The 22,231-nt window shown below is 67.2% G+C and carries 14 protein-coding genes; 7 read left to right on the top strand and 7 right to left on the bottom strand.

The genetic code is table 11. The features are described from left to right. Positions 1–118: 118 nt before the first annotated feature. The 3 genes from F0U63_RS35395 to F0U63_RS35385 are packed head-to-tail and all read right to left on the bottom strand — an operon-like array spanning position 119 to position 3,471. Positions 119–1,336, bottom strand: coding sequence for a phenylacetate--CoA ligase family protein (locus F0U63_RS35395; RefSeq protein ID WP_395836985.1), 1,218 nt, complete (start codon positions 1,334–1,336; stop codon positions 119–121). Positions 1,337–1,358: 22 nt separating this feature from the next. Continuing rightward, a complete protein-coding gene (locus F0U63_RS35390; protein ID WP_395836983.1) occupies positions 1,359–2,111 on the bottom strand; it encodes an amidohydrolase family protein in 753 nt (250 codons plus the stop codon). 28 nt (positions 2,112–2,139) lie between these two features. Further along, positions 2,140–3,471 (bottom strand): phenylacetate--CoA ligase family protein, encoded by a 1,332-nt coding sequence (locus tag F0U63_RS35385; protein WP_395836981.1) that lies wholly within the window; start codon positions 3,469–3,471, stop codon positions 2,140–2,142. A gap of 426 nt (positions 3,472–3,897) precedes the next feature. Here F0U63_RS35385 and F0U63_RS35380 point away from each other — a divergent pair, with 426 nt between their 5' ends. Continuing rightward, positions 3,898–4,224, top strand: a complete 327-nt coding sequence (locus F0U63_RS35380; protein WP_395836979.1) for a hypothetical protein — start codon at positions 3,898–3,900, stop codon at positions 4,222–4,224. A gap of 104 nt (positions 4,225–4,328) precedes the next feature. Here the strand turns inward: F0U63_RS35380 and F0U63_RS35375 are convergent, their stop codons facing one another. Next, positions 4,329–5,036: a Coq4 family protein gene (locus F0U63_RS35375; protein WP_395836977.1), complete on the bottom strand. Its 708-nt coding sequence runs from the start codon at positions 5,034–5,036 to the stop codon at positions 4,329–4,331. A gap of 525 nt (positions 5,037–5,561) precedes the next feature. Here F0U63_RS35375 and F0U63_RS35370 point away from each other — a divergent pair. Genes F0U63_RS35370 through F0U63_RS35355 form a run of 4 tightly spaced genes read left to right on the top strand, consistent with a single transcriptional unit; the run spans position 5,562 to position 15,963 of the window. Beyond that, positions 5,562–11,234, top strand: a complete 5,673-nt coding sequence (locus tag F0U63_RS35370; RefSeq protein ID WP_395848477.1) for a hypothetical protein — start codon at positions 5,562–5,564, stop codon at positions 11,232–11,234. A gap of 11 nt (positions 11,235–11,245) precedes the next feature. Then, positions 11,246–13,285: a YncE family protein gene (locus F0U63_RS35365; protein WP_395836975.1), complete on the top strand. Its 2,040-nt coding sequence runs from the start codon at positions 11,246–11,248 to the stop codon at positions 13,283–13,285. Then, complete coding sequence (locus F0U63_RS35360; RefSeq protein ID WP_395836973.1) at positions 13,266–14,381, top strand: SCO family protein; 1,116 nt, start codon at positions 13,266–13,268, stop codon at positions 14,379–14,381. Before F0U63_RS35365 ends, F0U63_RS35360 begins: the two co-directional genes overlap by 20 nt. 13 nt (positions 14,382–14,394) lie before the next feature. Beyond that, positions 14,395–15,963 carry an ABC transporter substrate-binding protein gene (locus F0U63_RS35355; RefSeq protein WP_395836971.1) on the top strand — a complete coding sequence of 523 codons (1,569 nt, stop codon included), beginning with the start codon at positions 14,395–14,397 and terminating at the stop codon, positions 15,961–15,963. Here F0U63_RS35355 and F0U63_RS35350 read toward each other — a convergent pair. Further along, positions 15,911–17,119: an MFS transporter gene (locus F0U63_RS35350; protein ID WP_395836969.1), complete on the bottom strand. Its 1,209-nt coding sequence runs from the start codon at positions 17,117–17,119 to the stop codon at positions 15,911–15,913. The two genes, F0U63_RS35355 and F0U63_RS35350, sit on opposite strands and share 53 nt — an antisense overlap. Positions 17,120–17,324: 205 nt before the next feature. Between F0U63_RS35350 and F0U63_RS35345 the strand changes: the two genes are divergently transcribed. Then, positions 17,325–18,314, top strand: a complete 990-nt coding sequence (locus F0U63_RS35345) for a LysR family transcriptional regulator (protein ID WP_395836967.1) — start codon at positions 17,325–17,327, stop codon at positions 18,312–18,314. A 10-nt stretch (positions 18,315–18,324) separates the two neighbouring features. Here F0U63_RS35345 and F0U63_RS35340 read toward each other — a convergent pair whose 3' ends face one another. After that, a complete protein-coding gene (locus tag F0U63_RS35340; protein WP_395836965.1) occupies positions 18,325–19,167 on the bottom strand; it encodes a helix-turn-helix domain-containing protein in 843 nt (280 codons plus the stop codon). Positions 19,168–19,300: 133 nt separating this feature from the next. On the opposite strand from F0U63_RS35340, the gene F0U63_RS35335 reads away from it, so the two are divergent. Then, entirely contained in the window at positions 19,301–20,038 is a 738-nt protein-coding gene (locus F0U63_RS35335; RefSeq protein WP_395836963.1) for an SDR family oxidoreductase, read from the top strand. Positions 20,039–20,071: 33 nt separating this feature from the next. Here F0U63_RS35335 and F0U63_RS35330 read toward each other — a convergent pair whose 3' ends face one another. Further along, positions 20,072–22,162, bottom strand: coding sequence for a methyl-accepting chemotaxis protein (locus F0U63_RS35330; RefSeq protein ID WP_395836961.1), 2,091 nt, complete (start codon positions 22,160–22,162; stop codon positions 20,072–20,074). Positions 22,163–22,231: the final 69 nt, after the last annotated feature.

Genomic DNA, 22,231 nt, shown 5'->3' with positions numbered 1-22,231 from the left:
TGTGTTCTCCACCCGGCATGTCCGTGATGCCTGCCGTCCGCGGCGAGAGAAGCGCCGGGGATGAGTGACGCGGACGGAATGGTTTGTCTTTGAATGACCGCCCCCTCGGGGGGCGGCGTTACGGCGTGCTCACGTAGATGGGCTTGCCCGCCATCCCGAACGAGATCGGCTCCTGGCGGTCGTAGAGGGTCCCCTTGGGAACCAGGTCGACCTTCAGGCGCAGGCCGTGGTGTTCCTCCAACTGGGAGAGGAGGGCGGGCCGCAGCGAGTCTTCCTCCCGTTCCTTCTCCACCGTGAAGTGCATCTGCCCGTCCGGCGAGGAGGACACCCGCCAGAAGCGCCGGCTGGGCAGTTGGGAGACGATCTCCTCCAGCTCCCAGAGATCGACCGGCCTGCCCTGGCTCCAGAGCAGGTCCTCCACCCGGCCGCGGACGATCAGGGTCGAGTTCTGGCCACACGCGCAGGGCCGCTCCACGCGCTGGACGCGGTCGCCCGTGAGGTAGCGGATCATGGGCGAGGCCCTCCGGGTGAGCGAGGTGATGACCGAGTAGCCCGTCTCGCCCGGGGCCACTTCCTTCTCGAGCCGCTCGTCCAGCACCTCCATCAAGAAGTGCTCCTGCCAGGGATGGAGCTGCCGCTCGTGGCAATCCATGGCCTGGGGACCCGTCTCGGTCATCCCATAATTGTCATACACGGGCACCCCCCAGAGCTCTTCCAGCAGCTTGCGCCGGGCCTGCGTCAGGGGCTCCCCGGCGCAGCAGAGGGCGCGCAGATGGGGAAAGTCCCGGCGGAGCACGAACCCCGCCATCTCCGCGGCCTCGGCGATCATCACCGCCGACAGGGAGATGGTGGCGAGCACGGTGACTTGCAACTTCCTCATCAGCTCGACCACGCGGGGCAGCGGGGTGATGGAGGTCCGGCTGTCGGCGGGGATCGCACAGGCGCCCTTGTGCTGGACGGCCCCCTGGACGAAGTGCCCGATGGTGGAGAGGGCATAGGGAAAGCGGATGAGCACCCGGTCCCCGGGCTTGAACCCGACGCCCCACTCGGAGAAGCGAGAATGGATCTCCGCGAGGTCCTCGCCGCTGAACCAGGCGGAGACGGGCGTGCCCGTCGTCGCGGAGGACTCGTGGTATTGCAGCAGCTTTTCGGGCGGGACACAGATGAGGCCGTGCGGCGACTGCCGGCGCAGATCCTCCTTGGTCGTGAATGGGAGCCGCTGGAACTCCTCCCAGGAGCGGAGGGGCGTGCCCGGCAGGCGCTCCTGGTAGAAGGGGGCGCCCCGGGCGTGCCGCAGCACCTGATTGATGATGTCCATGCGTTCTGACGTGGCCATGGGTCGGGTTCCCTCGGAGTGGTCAATCCAGGTGGAGCAGCTCGCGGATGTTCCTGCCCAGGATCTGCTCGCGTTCCCGGTCGGTGATGGGAAGCAGGAGGACCTTCCTCAGCTCCAGGGAGGGGTGGGAGAGGGGGAACTCGGAGCCGAAGATCACCTTGCTCGCCCCCGTCTTCTTCACCGTCTCCACGACGTGCAGGTAGCTGCTGAGCGACGTCTCGAGGAAGAAGTTGTCCAGCTCGGCGGCCATATGGGTCGCCTCCCCGTCGGTGGGCAACTGTCCCATGTGCTCCAGGATGAAGTTCGTGCGGGGGCACGACCTGGCCAGCAGGGCGTAGTCGCTGGTGTTCGCCCCCGGCCGCCAGCCATTGTGGGAGACGACGGGAACGCCATACTCGCCGCACAGCCTGGCCAGCTCGGCCATCGAGTCGTCCGTGAAGGAGAACTTGTGGACGAGGGGAGACACCATCAGGCCCCGGAAGCCCTGCTCCAGGTATTGCTCCAGCTTCTCGGCGGCCTGGAGATCACACGGATTCACGCAAGCCATTCCAATCAGCTTGGGGCTGGATTGGACGCAGTTCCCCACGTATTCGTTCTTCGGAACCGCGTCCGGCTTCTTCTGGCCAGACACGAATTCGCTCATCTTCCTCACGTCCAGCATGCCGCCCGGACAGATGACGGCCTGGTCGATACCACTCTGGCTCAGCACTTCCAGGTACTGCTCGGTGGCGCCATAGGTGGTGGGGGAGACGTGTGCATGGGCATCGACGATCATGGAAGGATTCCTCTGGTGGTGGGGTGGATCACTCGCGGACGACGCGGACCGCCTTGGCCGTCGGGCGGGGCAGGCGCTCGACGAGCTCGATGTCGAAGGACAGGCCCGTCGAGAGCTTCATCCGGTTGGCGAGCGTGGTGGCCAGCTCCTGGGAGGGTTTGACTCCTTGAACCAGCTCGCAGCGGATCTTGATGCTCGCGCTGTCCGACTTCGGCATGACGAACTGGAACCAGTTGCCGACCTCGGGCATGCGCATCAGGTGCTCCTCCACGAAGAAGGGCGAGAACGGCTGGCCACGGAAGTGGAGTTGATCGAACGCGCGGCCCTTCATGTAGAAGCGGGTGAGCGTGGAGCCGCAGGCGCACGTGTCGGTCCGCAGGCTGCCCAGGTCTCCCGTGCGGAAGCGCAGGACCGGGCTGTCGTAGCGCAGGAGCGCCGTCACGACGATCTCGCCCACCTCTCCCGGGGGCAGCACCCGTCCGGTCTTCGGGTCCACGATCTCCATGAGGACGTGGGCCTGGGCCAGGTGGTAGCCGTCATGCGCGTCACACTCGATGCCGAGCTGTCCGCACTCGAGCGAGCCATAGAAGTAGTTGGCCGTGGTCCCCCAGATCTTCTCCACGCGCTGGCGGAAGGCGGGCGAGCAGCCTTCGCCGGTCAACCACATCTTCTTGAGCCCCAGGCTCTTCAGATCGAAGGAGGCCTTGGCCGCTTCCTCCGCCAGGGTGATGGACCAGGAGGGGCTGGTGACGACGATGGAGGGACGCAGATCCCGGATCATCTTGATGGTCTTGGCGGGCGTGGAGTAGGCGCCGCCCTTTCCGGCGGGGATGACCGTGGCCTGGTAGCCATCCATGAAGGTCTTGTGGAAGGCGAGCCCCGCGGTGCTCATCTCGTACGGGAGGGCATTGAGACACACGTCGCCGGGTCCGACGGGGAACAGCTTCGTGTACCGGGGGGAGAGGTCGTGGAGCAGGAAGTCATTCCACGTGTACGTCATGTAGATCTCCTCTCCGCCCGTCGTCCCCGTGGACACCTGGACGAGCACGACGTCCTTCTTGTCGCACGTCAGCAGCAGCCAGGGCTTTCCGCGGAGCTCGTCCTTCGTCAGGAAGGGGAGCCGGGTGACATCCGAGAGCTGCTGGAGGTCATCGGGAGAGACCCCGGCGCGGATCATCTTCTCCCTGTAGAAGGGAGAATGGTCATACGCTTGCTTGACGACGGCCTTGAGGGCCTCGAACTGATAGCTGGCCAGCTGCGAGGGAGGCATGACGTCCGCCTGCCCCTCCCCGGAGAAGTAGTTCGCGATGACCGGGGGATTCCGCAGGCTCCTCAATCTCTCTTCAAAGCTCGCGCGCATGTCTCTACACCTTCCTTCTGGAAGCCAATGGGGTGGGCGTCAGTTTGGAGTTGTCCGTGCTTCCGCGAAGGCCTGCCAAGGCCTTACACTCTCATCCCGAGACTTCAGCGGAGGCGGCGGAGGCGTTTACGGGCCTCAATGTAGACATGGCCGGTGAGTGCGCTAGCCCGGCCCAGGAGGCTGGATTCATTCACGAATCTGGCGCGACTTCAGGGCAGGGAGCCCCCTGGGGCGGGACAGGCAGCCGTGTTTGGTTGGAATTCATAGGTGACTGAGATTGAACGCGGGGCGGACCCACGGTTGGCGGTTGCGGAGTTCACTGGCCGACGCATCGCCACGGGATTCGGGGGGAGGGTGATGCGCATCCGGCTGGCGCTTCTGGCATCCTCTTTGTCATCCCCGGTTCTCAACCGAAGGAGTCACGACATGAGCGTCCGTACGCTGTTGTTGGTCCTCTCCACCTCCGCCGTCTCAATCCTCACTGGCTGCGCCACCGGCCAGACGGCGGCTCGAGAGGGCACCGCCGCCGCCGCCAGCACCCCCTCGGAGGTGGCCGAGGGCGAGTTCAGGGGATGCCGCTGCTCGCTCAACGTGAAGGCCGAGGACGGCTCCGCGCAGGCCGCGGCGGGCAGGGGTTGTCAGTGCCCGCATTGCTCGCATGGCGCCAGTGGCATCGCGGGGAAGGGCCCCTCATGCGGGTGCTGGCATCACGGCAAGGGCGACCAGGTGCAAGCCCAGGAAGGCGCGCCCTGAAGCGGGAACTCGCACGCGCGGGCACGAGGGATTGCTCCCCCATGTCCCGGGTCGTTGCGAGCTGATGGGTTAGGGGGGAGGTGGAGGGAGCCGAGACCATGGTCTCAGGCTTGGACGGTCATCGCGGAGAGCCTGGTACGCTCGAACTCGCGGAGAATCGTGTCCACCTTGTCGAGTTCCAGGCCGAAGGTGGCGCGCACCTCCTCCAGCGGTCTGTCCAGCAGCGTCTTCCAGTCCGTGCCGAACAGCCGCCTGGCCCGCCGCCCCAACAGCCACCCCCTGACCACCTGCGGCATCGCCACCTCGCACAACTCGAAGTTGTTCAGGAAGGTGAAGCACAGGCCGGCCACGAAGACACCCATGGAAACGCGGGAGCCGTTCTGGGCGAAGTAGAAGGCCTGAAGCCCCATTTCTCCCTCGGAGGTCGTGGGGAAACCCGTCACCACGTGCCACAGGTCGTGTGTCTCGAACAGGTGGGCCTTCACGTAGCTGGCCGCATCCGGGGCCTCCAGTACGCGCAGCAGGTTCGGGTCCAGGTTGCTCTCACGCAGATGGTCCACGAAGGTGCGCCCCAGCGTGCCCTTGGGAAGCCGGCCCAGTGCCTCCATATCGATGCGTCCCAGCCGGGGACGCTCCCGCAGCACGCGCGCGAGCTGCGGATCCCGGGACATCCGCGCCACGGCCTTCTGCGCCGCATCCGACGAGGCGTACAGCGCTTCGATCAAATCGAAGACCCGATCGGGCTCATTGGCATCCCGGATCATGGCCAGGGCGGCACGACTGGCGCGGAGCGTCTTGATGAGATTTCGCATGATGGATCCCCTCGTTCGCACTCCACACGCCCAGGATGGGCGCGATTGTGCGAGAAAAACCTATTCATCCTGCCCAACCTCTCGCGGTTCATCCCGCGGTACCGGGCTCCATCCGGATTGCAACAGCTCGCGGGCGGGGGGAGGTCCGCTCGTTTCAGGAAGGAGATGAGTCCATCCGTCCCCGGGGCGATTTTTTCGTCGCCTCGCTCGGGGTACGAAGGCTCGGCTTGGCGATTTGTTGGCAGCTACAAAAATAGATGCCTGGAAGCTCATGCGTTGATCGCGTCCCTGCCATGAGGAGAAGTCGGTGAGGTAGTCCGCCGAGCGCTTCATCCGCCCGGACGAGGGTGTTTCCGTCCGAGGAAGTCGAGCCACCGCGCGTTGACTGGCACACTTCCCGCAGCACCCCGGGGCTATACTGACGGTCCCGGCTAACCGTTACAAACCATTCAGGCTGTTCTGCGCCCGCCTCCCTGGCAGGGCTCATGAATGGCCGAATGTGACGGGGGGTGTGCCGTGAAGCGCATGGTGGCGATCGTGGGCTTGCTTTTGTTGGGGGGGTGGTCCGCCGTGGCGGAGGAAAACCTCCCGAAGTCCGGGCCGACCGAACGCGAGGGTACGCCGCTCGTCCCGCCTCCTGTCTGCGCGAGGACCCTCACCGCCAGTGTGGCGGTGCTGGACCAGCCACTGATGTACAACCGTCTGGGCGCGCAGAACGTCAATGGAATCATCTATGCGCTGACGCGCGACTTGATCAACCAGGACACCGGATTGCCACTTTCACGGGGTGGCGAGGCGGTGCCGGGCCGGGTCACCCTGCGCCCGGACAAGCGGCCACGTCCCCTCGTGCTCCGGGTCTCGGCGGGTGACTGCCTGCGGGTGCATTTCCAGAACCTGCTCACGCCCCTGGCCAACCCCAGGTCGGTCCCCAGCATCATCAACCGGCTCAAGTTCCTGCTGCCCATCGACGACCAGGTGGCGGATCGCTTCGCGAGCTTCACCGTTCCGGGCCTGCAGCTCGTGAGTTCCATCGCGGATGACAGCTCTTTCGTCGGGCGCAATGACAGCAGTCTGGTCGCCCCGGGCGGGAGCGCCACCTACACCCTCTTCGCGCAGCGCGAGGACACGTTCCTGGTGACGAGCTACGGAGCCACCTTCGGTGGAGAGGGCACCCATGGCAACGGCGCCAATGGCATGTTCGCCGCCATCAACGTGGAGCCGCCGGGGGCGAGCTTCTACCGCAGCCAGGTCACCGAGGAGGAGCTGCGCCTGGCCACCACGGGCACCACCCCCACCGGCCAGCCCGCGCTCAACTACGAGGCCGTCTACCCCTCCACCGAGCCGTGGCTCGGCGAGGGCAAGGCGGGGCTGCCCATCCTCGACATGCTCACCCCCTCCGGGGAGCTGGTCCACTCGGACGTCAGCGCCATGATCGTGGGCCCTCTGCCGGATGGCGGTTTTCCTCCCAACACCTATCCACTGGAGAGCGTGGACCGGCGCAATCCCAGCCTGCCCAACCGGCTCCAGTCCTTCCGTGAGTTCACCGTCATCTTCCATGACGAGGTGGCCGCCGCCGACGCCTTCCCCGGCTTCTTCGAGGATCCCGTCTTCCGTCACACCCTGGCCGGGGTGCGAGACGCCTTCATGATCAACTACGGCTCGGGCGGCATCGGTTCGGAGATCATCGCCAACCGCCTGAGCGTGGGACCCATGCATGACTGTCTGGACTGTGCCTTCGAGGAGTTCTTCCTCAGCTCCTACACGGTGGGAGACCCCGCCATGCTGGTGGACGTGCCCGCCAACATGGGCCTGGAGACGCTCGCTCCGGGGCAGGCGCCGCCGCCAGGCACGACGGGGCCCAAGGCCACCCGGGCCTTCTTCCCGGATGACCCCAGCAACGTCCACCACAGCTACACCGGCGATTTCGTCAAGTTCCGCAACCTCCACATCGGCCAGGAGCAGCACGTCTTCCACCTGCACAACCACCAGTGGCTCTTCAACCCCAACGACGACAACGCCAACTACATCGACTCGCAAGGCATTGGCCCGGGCACGGACTACACCTATGAGATCAACTTCGGCGGCTCGGGCAATCGCAACAAGACGGCGGGGGACGCCATCTTCCACTGCCACTTCTATCCCCACTTCGCCCAGGGCATGTGGGAGCTGTGGCGTGTGCATGACGTCTTCGAGGGGGGGACGAAGCTGGCGGCGAGTGGAGAGCAATTCCATCACAAGCCCTTCGGGTTGCAGGATGGGACACCCGCCGCGGGCGGGCGGGCCCTGCCGGACGGAGAGATCGCCGCGGGCACCCCCATTCCGGCGGTGGTTCCCCTGCCGGGCAGGCCCATGGCGCCCATGCCCGGGCGTGTCGAGGTGGCGGCCAATCCTCGCACCACCACGGCCTCCACCTTCCACGGCCTGACGCCGGGAGCCTCCGTGCCGGTGGGCAGCAACGCCCGCGTCGTCGAGCGCGACGTCAACCCGGGCTTTCCCTTCTGGGTGGCGAGCATCGAGAGGACGGTGGGCCAGCGCACCACGACCCCGCCCCTGGACATGCTCACGGAGGCGGAGGCCGCCGCGCTTCAGGAGGGCTCCAACCCGCTGTTCGCCGGCCGCGCGGACCTGGTGCCCAACGCGGGTGGATTCAATGGGGGCTTGCCACGGCATGTCCTGGAGGGAGTGGCCGCTGGGGGCGAGGCCGTGTCCACCTTGAGCCGCCTGGATTTCAGCAAGGAGCTGGTCCGTGCCCGGCCGGTGTACTTCCCCGAGGAGGGCACGGACGTGGAGCAGACGGCCATGGCCTTCCATGCCCAGCGCAACCACCCGAGCACCGCGCTGCTGCGGGACGGCAGCACCGTGGCCGGCTCCTTCGTCACCAACGGAGGCCCTCCCGTGCCCAGCGCTCCCTACCATGAGCCCTGCGTGGATGATGAGGGCAACCGGATCCTGACCGGCACGCAGCCCCGCTTCTTCGACGGCAAGGGGGGCACGAGCTTCACGGGCACCGTCCGGTTCGGCGCGCTCAACCCTCGCGTCTACAAGGCCGCCAACATCCAGCTCGACGCGGTCTTCAACAAGGCTGGCTACCACTACCCCCAGGAGCGCATCATCACCCTGTGGGAGGACGTGCAGCCCACCCTCGACAAGCAGCGGCCTCCCGAGCCCTTCGCCATCCGCTTCAATACCTTCGACTGCGCCAAGTACCTGCACACCAACCTCATCCCCAGCGTCTACGAGCTGGATGACTTCGAGGTCCGCACGCCCACCGACATCATCGGCCAGCACATCCATCTGCCCAAGTGGGACCTGACCAGCGCGGACGGCGCGGCCAATGGGTGGAACTACGAGGATGGGACGCTGGCTCCGGGCGCGGTGCGCGAGCGCATCGAGGCCATCAATGCCTACAACTCCACCCCGGGCAACACGCCGGTGCCCACGCTGGACGGCCGCACCCAGCTCGAGCCCCTGCCACACCCCTTCTTCGGCGCCGGCCCCAATGGGACCTGGCTGGGGGCTCGCACCACCATTCAGCGTTGGTTCATCGATCCGGTCTTCAACTCGGATGGGGTCGAGCGTGGGTTGGGCGTCATCTTCACCCACGACCACTACGGCCCCTCCACCCACCAGCAGATAGGGCTCTACGGCTCGGTGCTGGTGGAGCCCGCGGGCTCCACCTGGAAGCACGCCGAGACCGGCGTGCCGCTGAACACCCGGGACGATGGTGGGCCCACGAGCTGGCAGGCCGCCATCCTCACTGGGGATATCAACGGGGATGGCTCCGATGACAGCTTCCGCGAGTTCTGGCTCATGTCCAGCGACTTCCAGCATGCCTACGAGGCGGGGGTGTATGTCGGAGCAGGGCCGGACGGCATGCCGGATCCGGCGCTGACGGCCACGCCCAACACCTTCCGCCAGGCCATCGCCCCGCCCGTCCGGCAGCAGGCCAACCCCGTGTTCCCAGACCTGGTGGTCAACGCCGCCGTGTGTCCCGGCGGAGTGCCGCGGCCCTGCCCCCAGGCCATCTCCGTGGATGATCCGGGCTTGTTCCTGGTCAACTACCGCAACGAGCCGACGGCCCTGCGCGTCTACGATCCGCGGCGGCTGGGGCCGGATGGCAAACCCGGCGCCCAGGCGGATGGCCTGGCGGGAGATCTGGCCTTCGCGCTCCAGACGCGCACGGATCGCGCCATCCCCGCGTTCAACACCCGGCTGGGCAACACCCCCTATCCGCCGCTCACCGGGGACATTGGCCGGGGCGATCCCTTCACCCCCATCATGCGAGCCTACACCGGTGACAATGTCCGGCTGCGGGTGCAGATCGGAGGGCATGAGGAGGAATTCAACACCACCCTCCATGGGATGAAGTGGCTACAGGGAGGCTCCAACTATGGGTACGCCCCCAACTCCGGTTGGCGCAACGCCCAGGTGCATGGCATCTCCGAGCAGTTCTCCGTCGCGCTCTCGCTCATGCCGCTGCTCGGCGGTGGTTCCGAGGTGGACTACGCCTACGCCACCAACGGCACCACGGATGGTTTCTGGCAAGGCGTGTGGGGCGTCGTGCGCTCGTACCACGAGCCCCGGTCCGACCTCTATGCCTTGCCCAACATGAAGATGCCGGCATGGATTGGCAATTGGGAGGAGTACGGTGTCCCGGGGGAGAAGGCAGGGGAAGAGGGGGAGCAGGCCGGTGGGCAGGGCAGGGAGATCAGGGGTGGAGCCTGCCCACTTGCCGCGCCAGTGCGCCGGTATGACATCACGGCGGTACTGGCCAACACCGCGCTGGGCAATCCCCTGAACGTCACCCTCGTCCCCGAAGATGACTCGGCGACCCAGCACGTGGGCGCCCCGCTCGACCCGAAGGGCGGCACGCTGGTGTACAACCCACGGCGCACCGTGCTGGACAATGGCAGATCCGGGCCGCTGCATGATCCCACGGCGATCCTCTATGTGCACACCGAGGATCTGGAGCCGCTCTCCGGCGCTCTCAAACCAGACGTGCCCGTGGAGCCGCTCGTGCTGCGCGCCGCGGCCGGGGAGTGCATCGAGGTCACCCTGCGCAACCGGCTGCCGGAGGCGCTGCCCGATCTGGCCAACCTCATCTCCCTGGCGAGCGTGGTCAACCGGGACCGGAAGGGGGCGCAAGGGGTGACGACCTTCAACAACAACCTCATCCGCCCCTCGAGCCATGTGGGGCTGCACCCTCAGCTCGTGGAGTATGACGTCGGCTGGGCGGATGGCACCAACGTGGGCAGGAATCGCGTGCAGACCGCTCCACCGGGCGGCACGGTGCTCTACCGGTGGTATGCCGGGGATGTCCGCGAAGCGGGTTTCGTCTGGGGCGAGAAGTCCAACCGCGTCAATTTGATCAACACCCCCATCGAGTACGGTGGCACCAACCTCGTTCCGGCCGACAAGATCAAGCAGGGCCAGAAGTCGCTGGTGGCGGCGCTCGTCATCGAGCCCACCGGTTCGGTGTGGCGGGAGGATGCCAACCGGCACAGCGCGGCGAGCGTGGGCCCGGATGCCAATGGAGACGGGCTGCCGGACAGCGTGAGCTTCCGCGACTTCACGGTGGTGTGGCAGAAGCAGCTCGGCCACCGCTACGCGGATGGCACGGCCGTGGAGAACCTCGACGCCGAGGGCATCATCGCGGAGGACAGTCAGGACTCCGGGCACATGGCCATCAACCATGGCTCCGAGCCACTGTGGTTCCGCTTCGGACTGCGGCCCAACGCGCCGCTGGGGAACGAGCCCGGGGGCCTGGGCGCGGTGCCCAATGCCCACCTGGCCTACAGCAACACGTTGGCGGGGGGGGATCCGGTCACGCCCGTGTTCACCGTGGCCGCGGGCCAGCAGACCCGCATGCACCTGCTCCAGCCGCACGGCAACTTCCGTGGCTCCACCTTCCGGCTGCACGGCCATCAATGGCAGCGCGATCCGTATGTGTGTCCGGGTTCGGCCTACCTGGGCCTGCCAGGGCTGTGCACCCCCACCGACGTGGCTTCTCAGGCGTTGGGCCTCAATCCCGTGGCCTTCTACCGCAACGGCCAGGAGGGACTCCTGCCCTATACCCACTATGAGATCCTCCTGCCGAGCGCTGGAGGCATCAACGCGGTCCCCGGGGACTACCTGTTCCGGGACTATGAGAGCTTGGGCAATACGGATGGCCAGTGGGGCCTCCTCCGGGTTCAGTGAGGAACATGGCCATGACTCCGAATGACGAAGAGGCCCGGCGCTCCCGGGCCAAGGTGTCCGTCGCCGCGCTCGCCGTCCTGTGCATGGCGGCGCCCGTGGCATTCATTGTCCCCGCGCTCAGCCCCGCCCCGCCCCGGACGGAGCCGGCCCTCCCCTCCGAGCCCACCCAAGGCCCGCAGCGGATCGTCAAGAACGGGGTGGTGGTGGAGTTCTCCCTGCTCCACCCCGGCGATACCAGCGATCCTCCGAGGCCGCTGATGGAAGGGGATGAGGCCGAGGTCCGCCTGCGCATGACGGATGCGAGCAGTGGTCTTCCGCTGCGGGGCCTGTCTCCCTCGGCGTGGATGGATCTGGGCCGTTTGCTGTCGGACAAAGCGGACGCGCAGCAGGAGTGCAAGGATCGGGTCGGTGTCTATCTCAAGGGCCTGGTCGGTATCCGCCCGCTCATCGACCTCAACAGCTACTACCTGCTGGTGCTCAACAAGGATCCGAGCATCTCCGTCATTGATCCGGTGGTGGGAATGACGGGCAATACGAGCCTCTACACCACGGTGGTGCTCGAGCGCCCGGGCGCTGACTGGGTCAAGAGCCTGGATCAGAAGAGGCTCTACGTCTCCATGCCGAGGGCCGGGGCGGTGGCGGTGGTGGACACGAATGCGTTCCAGGTCGAGGCCCGGGTGTTGGCGGGCGACGAGCCCACCCGGGTCGCCCTTCAGCCCGACGGGCACTATCTCTGGGTTGGCAATGACGCCAGTGAACCGGCTCGGAGCGGTGTCACGGTGATCGACACGCAGACCCTGAAGCCCGCCGCGAGGATCGCCACCGGGCGTGGGCACCATGAGATTGTCTTTTCCAGCGACGACCGCTACGCCTTCGTCAGCAACAGGGACGAGGGCACCGTCTCCGTCATCTCCATCGCTCGGTTGGAGAAGGTCAAGGACCTGAAGGCGGGCACGCTCCCCATCTCCCTGGCGTACTCAGCGCTCTCCCGCGTCCTCTACGTGGCGGATGGGAAGGAGGGGACGGTGACCGCTTTCGATGGCGCCCGCCTGGAGGAGGTGGCACGGCTGTCCGCGAAGCCGGGCCTGGGGCCCATGCGCTTCTCCCAGGACGGGCGTTGGGGCCTGATCGTCAACCCCTCCGAGCACACGGTGTACGTGGTGGATGCGGCGGAGAACCAGCTCGTGCATGGCATTCCCGTGAGCGGGCAGCCCTACCAGCTCGGCTTCACCCGGGCCTTCGCCTATGTGCGGCTGCTGGACTCGGAGCGGGTGGAGATGATCAACCTCTCCTCCTTGGGCAGGGGCAAGCAACCCACGGTGCAAGGCTTCGCCGCGGGCCAGTCCGCCCCCAAACTCGCGGGGGACTTGAGCATCGCCGACTCCATCACCCAGGCCTCCACCGAGGCGGCCATCTTCGTGGCCAGCCCCTCGGACAACACCACGTACTTCTACATGGAGGGCATGAATGCGGCCATGGGGAGCTTTGGCAACTACGGGCACAACGCCCGGGCGGTACAGGTGGTGGACAGGAGCCTGAGCGAGGTGGAGCCTGGCGTCTACTCGGCCCGGCTGCGGCTACCGGTGGCGGGTCGCTATGACGTGGCCTTCCTCCTGGATGCACCGCGGGTGCTGCACTGCTTCCATGTGGAGGCCAAGGCCAACCCGGCCTCGAAGAAGGCGCTCGGCGCGCTGGAGATCGAGTATCTGGACGCGTCGGCGCGGCTGGCGGTGGGCCAGAAGCCGCTGCTGCGCTTCAGGCTGCGCGACGCCTCGACCCACCAGCCCGCCACCGGGTTGGAGGAGGTGAAGGTCCTCACCTACGCCGCTCCGGGGCGGCGGCGGGCCGAGGTGGCCGCGCGGGAGGTGGGCGAGGGCGTGTATGAGGTGGAGCCTTCTCTGCCGGACGCGGGCTCGTACTACCTCTACGTGTCGGTGCCCGAGTTGAAGCTGAAGTATGGCGATCTGCCCTACCGCGCCCTCTGGGTGGGGGGCATGACGCAGAACCAAACCAAGAGAGAGGAAGAGGCCCGTGGTCCACGAGCGAACTAGCCTGGCGGTGGTAGGTTTCCTGGGGGTGCTGCTGCTGGCGGCGGTGGCTCATGCACAGCCGGCCTCCGCCTCCGCCGAGGTCCGCCTCGTCGACGCGGAGTTGCTCAATCAGGAGGGCGTGCCCGTCTACTTCAACAGTGATGTCCTCGCGAACAAGATCATCGTCATGGACTTCGTCTTCACCTCCTGCACCACCGTGTGCCCCGTGCTCTCCTCGCTCCTCGCCAGGGTGCAGGACTCACTCGGCGAGCGCTTGGAGAAGGAGGTGAGGCTGGTGTCCGTCTCCATCGATGCCACGCGGGACACGCCCGCGCGGTTGAAGGCCTACGCCACGCGGTACAAGGCGCGTCAGGGATGGACCTGGCTCACCGGGGACAAGCAGGACGTGGCCCGGGTGCTCGGGGGGCTGGGGGCCTACACGCCTGATTATAACAACCATGCGCCCATGGTGCTGGTGGGAGACATGCGCACGGGCAAGTGGGTGCGGCTCAATGGCTTTCCCAGTCAGGAGGAGATCCTGGCGAAGGTGGATGAGCTGGCGGCGGCCCGCCGGAACAGCAGGGCCGTCGAGCCACCTCCCAGCACGGGCTCGGCCTCCCAGCCCGAGGAGAAGTCCAGGCGCTACTTCACCGATGCGCCCCTGCTCACACAGGAGGGCAAGACGGTCCGGTTCTACAGTGACGTGTTGAAGGATCGGGTGGTCGTCATCTCCTTCTTCTTCACGCGTTGCCAGACCGCCTGTCCGCTGCTCACCCAGAAGCTCCTGCAGGTCAAGCGGGAGCTGGGCGAGCGGTTCGGCAAGGAGGTGCACTTCCTGTCCATCAGCGTGGATCCCGCCTTCGACACGCCCCAGGAGTTGAAGAAGTTCGCCCACCGCCACCAGGCGGAGACCGAGGGGTGGACCTTCCTCACCGGGAGCAAGGAGGACGTGGGACAGGTGCTCGGCAAGCTCGGGCAGACCGTGGGAGAGATCGAGGATCACACCACCCTGTTCATCGCGGGGAATGTCAGGAGCAGGCACTGGGTGCGGTTGCGTTCGGACTCGCCCGCGGTGGCCATCGCCGAGCGGTTGAGAGATCTGGCTGGGCGTCCGTGAGCGGGGTTTCTGAATGAGTTTCAGGCGTGGTGGCTGGTGGTTGGTGACACTGCTCTGCTGCGGGGCCGGGCGCCCGATGGGGCTCTCGGCGCGGGAGCAGGCGGGCAGGAAGATCTACCTCGAGGGGGAGAGCCCCACGGGGAGGGAGATCTCGGCGGAGATCGGAGTCGGAGCACGCCTGCCGGGCAGCGCCGTGCCCTGCGCCAACTGCCATGGAGAGGAGGGTCTGGGCCGTCCCGAGGGCGGGCTGTTGCCCCCGGAGATCACCTGGTCCCAACTCACCAAGCCCTATGGCCATCTCCACCCGAATGGCAGGAAACACGCCTCCTTCTCGGACAAGGGCGTGGCCCGCGCCGTGACCGAGGGAGTCGACCCCGACGGCAACCGATTGGACCCGGCCATGCCTCGCTACTCCATGTCCGCGGAGGACATGACGAGCTTGCTGGCCTACCTCCAGCACCTGGAGGAACAGGGCGATCCCGGGCTGACGGAGTCGGAGCTCCGGCTGGGGGTGGTGCTCCCCACGCGCGGCCGGTTGGGCGAGGCGGGCAGGGCCATGGCGGGATTGTTGAGCGCCTATTGTGACGCCCTCAATGCCTCCGGAGGGATTCATGGGCGCCGGCTCGAGCTGGTCCTCGCGGAGTATGACAGTGATCTGGGCACGGGCCTCTCGAGCGCACGGGAACTGCTGGCTCGGGGTTCTGTCTTCGCGCTGCTCAGCGGGCTGGTGCCTGGGGCGGAGAGGGAGCTGGCAGTGCTGGCCGAGCAGGAGCGGGTTCCCCTCATCGGTCCGCTGACGCCGTGGACGTGGGAGGGCGGGCCTCCCGGCCGCCAGGTCTTCTACACCCTCTCCGGGATAGGGGAGCAGGTCCAGGTGCTCGCCGAGTATGCCGCCAAGGCGCTGCTCACGCACGGGCCTCGGGTGGTCATCATCCACCCGGCGCAGGAGAGCCTGGCCGAGGCGGCCCGTGCGGCGCGCGGGCGGTTTCGAGCGCATGGCTGGGAGCGGGTCGAGGTGCTGCGGTACGAGCGCGGCCGGTTCGATCCGGAGGTCGCCACGCGGCTGAAGCGGAGCGGTACGCGGATTGTCCTGTTCCTCGGCAATGAGGAGGAGTTGGCGGCACTCCTGGGCAAGGCGCGGGCGTTGGATTGGGCTCCCTATCTGCTGCTCTCGGGCTCCCTCTCGGCCCGGGCGGCGGCGGAGGCACCCGCCTCCCTCAATGGGCACCTCTTCCTCGCCTACTCGAGCCTGCCCTCGGACGAGCGGCCCGACGCGGTGGCAACCTTCAATCGGCTGAGGGCCGGGGTCCACGCCTCGGAGCGCCACCGGCTGCCCCAGGTGTCCGCGTATACGGCCGCGGCCGTGTTGACCGAGGCCCTGCGCCGCACCGGCAGACAGCTGAGCCGGGCCCGGCTGCTCAGCCACATGGAGGGTCTGTATGCCTTTGAATCGGGGCTGGTGCCTCCCGTGAGCTACGGGCCGGATCGGCACGTGGGCGCGCGGGGGGCCTATGTCGTCACCGTGGACCTCACGACTCGTACGTTCCGTCCGCTCGGCGGGTGGAGGGCGCTGAGGCCCTGAGCCCCGGCCACAGGCGGACCAGCAGGGCCGCCAGCGCCGAGGCGGTCGCCAGCAGCGTCACCGCCACCCATCCCCACCGGGCCAGCGCGAAGCTGCCGCTCGCCGCGCCGATGGACATGCCGATGAACATGCCGAAGATGAGCAGGGCGTTGATCCTGCTGCGCGCGGCGGGATCGATGCCAAAGACAATCGTCTGATGCGCCACGAGCGTGATCTGGACGCCGAGGTCGAAGCCGATCGCGCTGGCGGCGAGCAGCCACAGCCGGGCGTTCGGTGCGAGCCACGGCGAGGCGAACATCGTGGCGAACGAGAGCGCGGTCAGAGCAGCCCCCACGCGCGTGACCACTTCGGGGCCGAAGCGATCCGCCATGCGGCCCGCCACCGGCGCGCCCAGGGCTCCGGCCGCGCCAGCCAGGCCAAAGGCACCAGCGGCCGCGCTGCCCAGGTGGAACGGTGCGCCATGCAGCATCACGGCGAGGGTCGACCAGAACGCACTGAAGCCAACCGAGAGCAGGCTCTGGGCCATCGCCGCCCGGCGCAGGGCACCATGCTCGCGCCACAGGCTGGCGAGCGAACCAAGCAGGGCCGCGTACGTGAGCGTGCTGGTCGGGCGGAAGCGGGGCAGGCCGCGCCAGGCCACCAGACCGATCAGGGCCACGCTGGCGGCGGCGATCATGTACATGGCGCGCCAGCCGAGGTGCTCGGCGACCACGCCGCTGATGACCCGGGACAGCAGGATGCCGAGCAGCAGGCCCGTCATCACCGTGCCGACCACCTTGCCGCGCTCCTTCTCGGGCGCCAGGGTCGCGGCGGCCGGCACGATGTCCTGCGCCAGGGTCGCCGTCAGGCCGATGGCGAGGCTCACCGCCAGCATCAGGCCGATGCCGGGGGCGATGCTGCCCAGCAACAGCGCCACGCTCAGGACGGCGGCCTTGATGAGGATGATGCGGCGCCGGTCGAAGCGGTCGCCGAGGGGCGCCAGCAGCAGGATGCCCAGCGCGTATCCCAGTTGGGTGAGCGTGGGCACGAGGCCCACCGCGGTGTCCGAGGCGCCGATGTTGGCCCCCATCACTCCCAGCATCGGCTGGCTGTAGTAGAGCGATGCCACCGACAGCCCGGCGCCCGCGGACAGCAGCAGGCGCAGGCTGCCCGGCAACCTGTTGCCTTCGTGGCGGATGGAGGCCGCCGCGGCCATGGTTCCGTTTCCAGCGGTACTATGTACGGTGCGAATGAAGGACATGATGTCACCCCGGGCGCTGCGAGTTGAGGCAAGTGTGTGCCAGAGGGATGGGCATCGGTAGTAGCGTGCCTCGCACAGCGGATATACGCTCCACGTATAAGCCAGCTCGAGCCACGCTCTCATGCCCAACCCTTCGAAGCCGCCTCGGCCACGTGTTTCCCGGATACGGAGTCCTCCACCCGCCGCGCCGGCCACCGCCGACCGGCTCGAGCTGATGCAGACCTTCCTGCGCATCGTCGACGCCGGCAGCCTGTCCTCCGCCGCCGCGCAGTTGGGCACCACGCAGCCGACGGTGAGCCGCCGGTTGCAGGCACTCGAACGCTCGCTCGGGCTGCGGCTGCTCCAGCGCTCCACCCACGCGATGAAGCTCACCGAGGACGGTGCGCGCTGCTACGAACGGGCGAAGGAGTTGCTGGCCAGCTGGGAAATGCTCGAGGCCGATCTGCGCGGCGCGAGCGATGAACCGGAGGGCACGCTGCGCGTCGTGGTGCCCCACGCGTTCGGACAACAGTTGCTGGTGGGGCCGCTGACGGAATACCTGAATCGCCACACGCGGGTCTCGGTCGAATGGCTGTTGCATGACCGGGCGGTGGATTTCATCGCGGACGGCATCGACTGCGCCATCCACGTCGGCGAGGTGCATGACCCCAGCGTGGTGGCGATCCGCGTGGCCGAGGTGCCGCGCATCGTCGTGGCCGCGCCGTCCGTGCTGTCAGGCGTGCCCGTGCCGACCCATCCCGACGAGCTCGCGCGGCTGCCCTGGCTGTCGCTGCGCACGTTCTATCGCAACGAGGTCTCGCTGACCCACGTGGCCACCGGCGAGGTCCAGTCCGTCGTCTTCCTCCCGCGCCTGAGTACGGACAGTCTCTACGCCACCCGCAGCGCCGCGGTGAATGGCCTCGGCGTCTGCGTGGCCTCGGCCTGGGTGCTCCACGAGGACATCATGAGTGGCCGACTCGTGCACCTGGTGCCGCGCTGGCGGGCCGCTCCCTTGCCGATGTATCTGATCTACCCGTCTGCGCGGTTCCATCCCGCGAGGCTGCGCACTTTCGTGGAGTTGATGCGGGAGAAGATTCCGGCGGCGGTGGCCGTAGCCACGGGCGGGACCTGAGCCGGCACCGTCACTGCACGGCGCGCGCGAACTGGCCCGGGGTGAGCCCGACGATGCGCTTGAAGTGCCGGTTGAGCTGGCTCTGATCGTAGAGCCCCACCCGGAGCGCGACCTCCGAGGGAGTCAAGCCCTGGGTGAGCAGTCCCATGGCTCGGGAGATGCGCAGGTGGGTGAGATACGCGTAGGGCGGTATCCCTACCTCTTCCCGGAAGGCGCGGCACAGGTGGAACTTGTCCAGTCCCGCCTGCTCGGCCAGGGCGTCCAGCGTGATGCCGTGCTCCAGGGAATCCTGTAGCGCCTCGAGTGCCCGGCGGACGGGCCAGCGAGCACACCGCTCCGGCTCGTTCGTGTCACCGAAGCACCTGACCAGCGCCTCAATCGCCTCGGTCAACGCCGTTTGGAGTTCCAGGGGGTTGGATGCCTCCATCCGGTCCTCGTGAACCAGGGAATGGAGACGGACGAAAGGGACCGCCGTGGGTTGCTCACGCTCGAACTGTACCCGCCGCAGGTGGGAGGAGGCCGGGTAGCCCAGCGCCTCACGGGCTTCGGTGACGAGCGCCTCATCGAAGGAAATCACCTGGAAGTGGGAGCGACCCTCGCGGCGCAGATCCCGGTGGACCTGGCCACTCTGCTTGAGATCGAGCGTGCCGGGAGCGGTGAACCGGACCTTGCCGAGGCCCCACCACTCAGAGCGGCCCGTGTAGGTCATGGTCACCGAGAAGCGCTCCTTCACGGAGCGCCACAGTCGTTCATCGGTCCTGTAGCGCGTCACCCGCACACCCGGCAGCTCGGGGGGAAGGAAGACCCGGATGGAGAGCGGGCCATCGGAGACGGCGCGAAGGGGAGGGCTCACCCCTCGATTCTACCGCGAGCCGCTACCGGGGCTTGGGCGTTCTTGGCGGGAGCTGTCGCGCCAACAATGCCCAAGCCCGCCGCGCGTCCGCTGTCTACTCCTTTGCCCCGCGAAGACTGGAAGGGAGAACGTCATGTCGGGAATCAAAGACAAGGTCGTTGTCATCACGGGCGCGAGCAGTGGAATCGGTGAGGCGTCGGCGCTCCTGCTCGCCGAGCGCGGTGCGAAGGTCGTACTCGGCGCGCGCCGATTGGATCGCATCGAGGCGCTCGCTGCCCGTATCGCGGCAGCGGGTGGCGAGGCGGCCCATGCACGCACGGGTGTCAGACGTCGCGACGACTTGAGCAGCCTCGTCAAGTTGGCATGTGAGCGGTACGGCAAGCTCGACGTGCTCATCAGCAATGCCGGTGTCATGCCTGTTTCTCCCCTGGACGACCTGCGCGTCGAGGATTGGGAGGCGATGATCGACGTCAACATCAAGGGGGTTCTGTATGGCATTGCCGCGGCGCTGCCTGTCTTCCGTGGGCAGGGGTTCGGGCATTTCGTCAACATCGCTTCCACGGCGGGACATCGCATCGTGCCGACCCAGTCGGTCTACTGCGGCACGAAGTTCGCCGTGCGTGCCATCTCCGAGGGGTTGCGCCAGGAGGCTGGCGACAAGCTGCGCGTGACGATCATTTCGCCGGGCTTCGTCCGGACGAACTTCGCGGACGGCGTGACGAATCCGGAGGTGAAGGCCCAGCTCGCCGTCATGCGAGACAAGCTCGCGATGCCGCCGGAGGCGATCGCCCGCGCCATCGCGTTCGCGCTCGAGCAGCCGGCCGATGTCGATGTGAACGAGATCGTCATCCGTCCCACCGCGCAGGGGTAACGGCGGCAGGCCGGGTCTGGCCATGTCTCGTGGTCACCGTCGAATAGAGGCTCTCCGTTGCAATGCAGGTAGAACGCTCGCGGGCCCGGCTCCAGTCTCCAGCCCGCTCGCTGTTCGAGCTTCGCGATCTCCTCGGGTGTGGCTGGGCACTCCATGGCGGCTGACCTGCGTCGCAGGCGGGATGGCGCGGAGCATGGGGTGGACATCGGTCTCTCCCACGCGGAAGAAGCTCACCATTCGCAGCAGGCTCTGCGCCTGCGCCGCCATCTCCTCGGCGGTGCTCGACAGTTCCTCGGCTGACGCCGCGTTCCGCTGCGTCACACCATTCAGCTCGCTCATCGCCTTGTTGAGCTGACCGACTCTCGACGACTGCTCGCTCGATGTGGCGGCAACGTCCTTCATCAGATGCGACGTCGTACCGATCGCCGGGACGAGCTCGCGCAACCGTTGGCTCGAGTTCTCGGCGATCTTCACACTGTTCGACGCAACGGAGACGATCTGCTCCGCGGCGCGCTGGCTTCCCTCCGCGAGCTTGCGGACCTCGGACGCGACGACCGCGAAGCCCCTTCCTTGCACACCCGCCCGCGCGGCCTCGATGGAGGCATTCAGCGCGAGCAGGTTCGTCTGATAGGCGATCTCCTCGACGACGGAGATGCGCGAGGTGATCTGCTTCATCGCCTCCACCGTCTCGGCCACTGCCCGGCTGCTCCCCTCGGCGTCGACCGCTCCCTTGTGGGCAATCGCCTCCACCTGACGGCTGCTGTCGGCGTTCTTGCGGATGGACACGCTCATGGACTCGAGGCCGGCCGTCATCTCCTCGAAGGTGGCGGCCTGCTCGCTCGTGCTACTCGCGAGGGACTGCGACGTCGTCGATACCTGGGATGCGGCCGACGAGAGCGCCGCCGCGCCGTTGCGCACCTCGCCAATCACCTGCGCCAGCCGGTCGCGCATCGAGCGGAACGCATCGGCGAGAATGCCGATCTCATCCTCGGACCGGTGGTCGAGAGCAACGGTCAGATCGCCGTCCGCGATGCGGGTGGCGACGGAGGAGATCGTCTCGAGCGGTTTCGTGACGCGGCGGATCACGAGGAGGACGGCGAGACCGAGCGCGAGGAGCGAGAGCGCTCCGAGAACGAGCGTGAACTGGCTCAGCGCGTGAGCCGGCGCGAGCACCTTGTCCAGGGGGGCGAAGACGGCGAGCGCCCAGGGCGTCACGGTCCTTCCCATGCGGAGCGGGACCACCACCTCGATCGTCCCGGTGCCGAGCACCTCGGAGGGGACCCGCGCGGTGCGCACGCTGTCGCTCGAGAGAGCGGTCTTCACCAGTTCCTCGGCGGGGGACGTGCCGAGTTGGTTCCCGCGTCGCTCCGCGGACGGATGCGCGACGAACGTACCGTTGTTCGAGGCGAGCACCGCGTACCCCGTATCGAAGGGGGTTATCTCCGAGACCTGCTTCTGGACCTGCTCGAGCGAGAGATCGGCACCGACGACACCGATGACCCTGCCCTCGAGCAGGATTGGCACGGAGACACTCGTGAGCAGCACGGGCTTGCCAGCCACGGTGTAGACGTAGGGATTGATGATCGTCTCTTTCCCGCTCCTGCGCGCGAGGAGGTAGTAGTCGCCCGCGCCTTGCTTCTCGTAATCGACCAGTGGCTCCAGCTTGATGTGTCCGCTGCCGCGGTTCCAATACGGGATGTAGCGTCCGGTGGAGTCCGTGCCCGGCGTGTTCACGTATTTCGCATCGAGCCCATCGAATGCGTTCGGCTCCCACGCCGTCCAGAGGCCGAGGATCTTGGGATTCTCCTCGAGAACCTTCTGGAGTGACGTGTCGGCGAGATGGCGATTGGTCAGACCGGCGGCCTTCTGGGCCTCGAACACCTGCGCGAGCGTCCGGACGGGGATGATCGCGGCGTCGAGTTCCGCGTGGATGATCCGCGCATGGCGCTCGGCCATCTGCATGGCGGTCTGACCCGCCTGCTCCTCGGCGACACGCGAGGACTGGTGGTTGACGACGAGAACGAGAATGCCGAGCGCGATACTGATGACACCACAGAGGGCGACGAGGAGTTTCGCCGCCAGGCTCCTGGTGAATCGCAGGGGAGGGGGAGTTTCCTGGTTCATCCAACCCAGAAGTAGAGCATGGGGCGCGTGGTTGATTCCGAGCACACCGTGGGAGTCAGCGCTCGGCTG

Source organism: Cystobacter fuscus, assembly GCF_044360685.1.
GTDB classification, from domain to species: domain Bacteria; phylum Myxococcota; class Myxococcia; order Myxococcales; family Myxococcaceae; genus Cystobacter; species Cystobacter fuscus_C.
Note: the sequence above shows the minus strand (reverse complement) of the source record. Positions and strands in the feature narration are given on the sequence as shown.

Coding starts and splice junctions, on each gene's coding strand:
- F0U63_RS35380 (WP_395836979.1), top strand. CDS start 3,898: ATGAGCGTCCGTACGCTGTTGTTGGTCCTCTCCACCTCCGCCGTCTCA.
- F0U63_RS35330 (WP_395836961.1), bottom strand. CDS start 22,162: ATGAACCAGGAAACTCCCCCTCCCCTGCGATTCACCAGGAGCCTGGCG.
- F0U63_RS35375 (WP_395836977.1), bottom strand. CDS start 5,036: ATGCGAAATCTCATCAAGACGCTCCGCGCCAGTCGTGCCGCCCTGGCC.
- F0U63_RS35390 (WP_395836983.1), bottom strand. CDS start 2,111: ATGATCGTCGATGCCCATGCACACGTCTCCCCCACCACCTATGGCGCC.
- F0U63_RS35370 (WP_395848477.1), top strand. CDS start 5,562: ATGGTGGCGATCGTGGGCTTGCTTTTGTTGGGGGGGTGGTCCGCCGTG.
- F0U63_RS35335 (WP_395836963.1), top strand. CDS start 19,301: ATGTCGGGAATCAAAGACAAGGTCGTTGTCATCACGGGCGCGAGCAGT.
- F0U63_RS35355 (WP_395836971.1), top strand. CDS start 14,395: ATGAGTTTCAGGCGTGGTGGCTGGTGGTTGGTGACACTGCTCTGCTGC.
- F0U63_RS35395 (WP_395836985.1), bottom strand. CDS start 1,336: ATGGCCACGTCAGAACGCATGGACATCATCAATCAGGTGCTGCGGCAC.
- F0U63_RS35365 (WP_395836975.1), top strand. CDS start 11,246: ATGACTCCGAATGACGAAGAGGCCCGGCGCTCCCGGGCCAAGGTGTCC.
- F0U63_RS35345 (WP_395836967.1), top strand. CDS start 17,325: ATGCCCAACCCTTCGAAGCCGCCTCGGCCACGTGTTTCCCGGATACGG.
- F0U63_RS35385 (WP_395836981.1), bottom strand. CDS start 3,471: ATGCGCGCGAGCTTTGAAGAGAGATTGAGGAGCCTGCGGAATCCCCCG.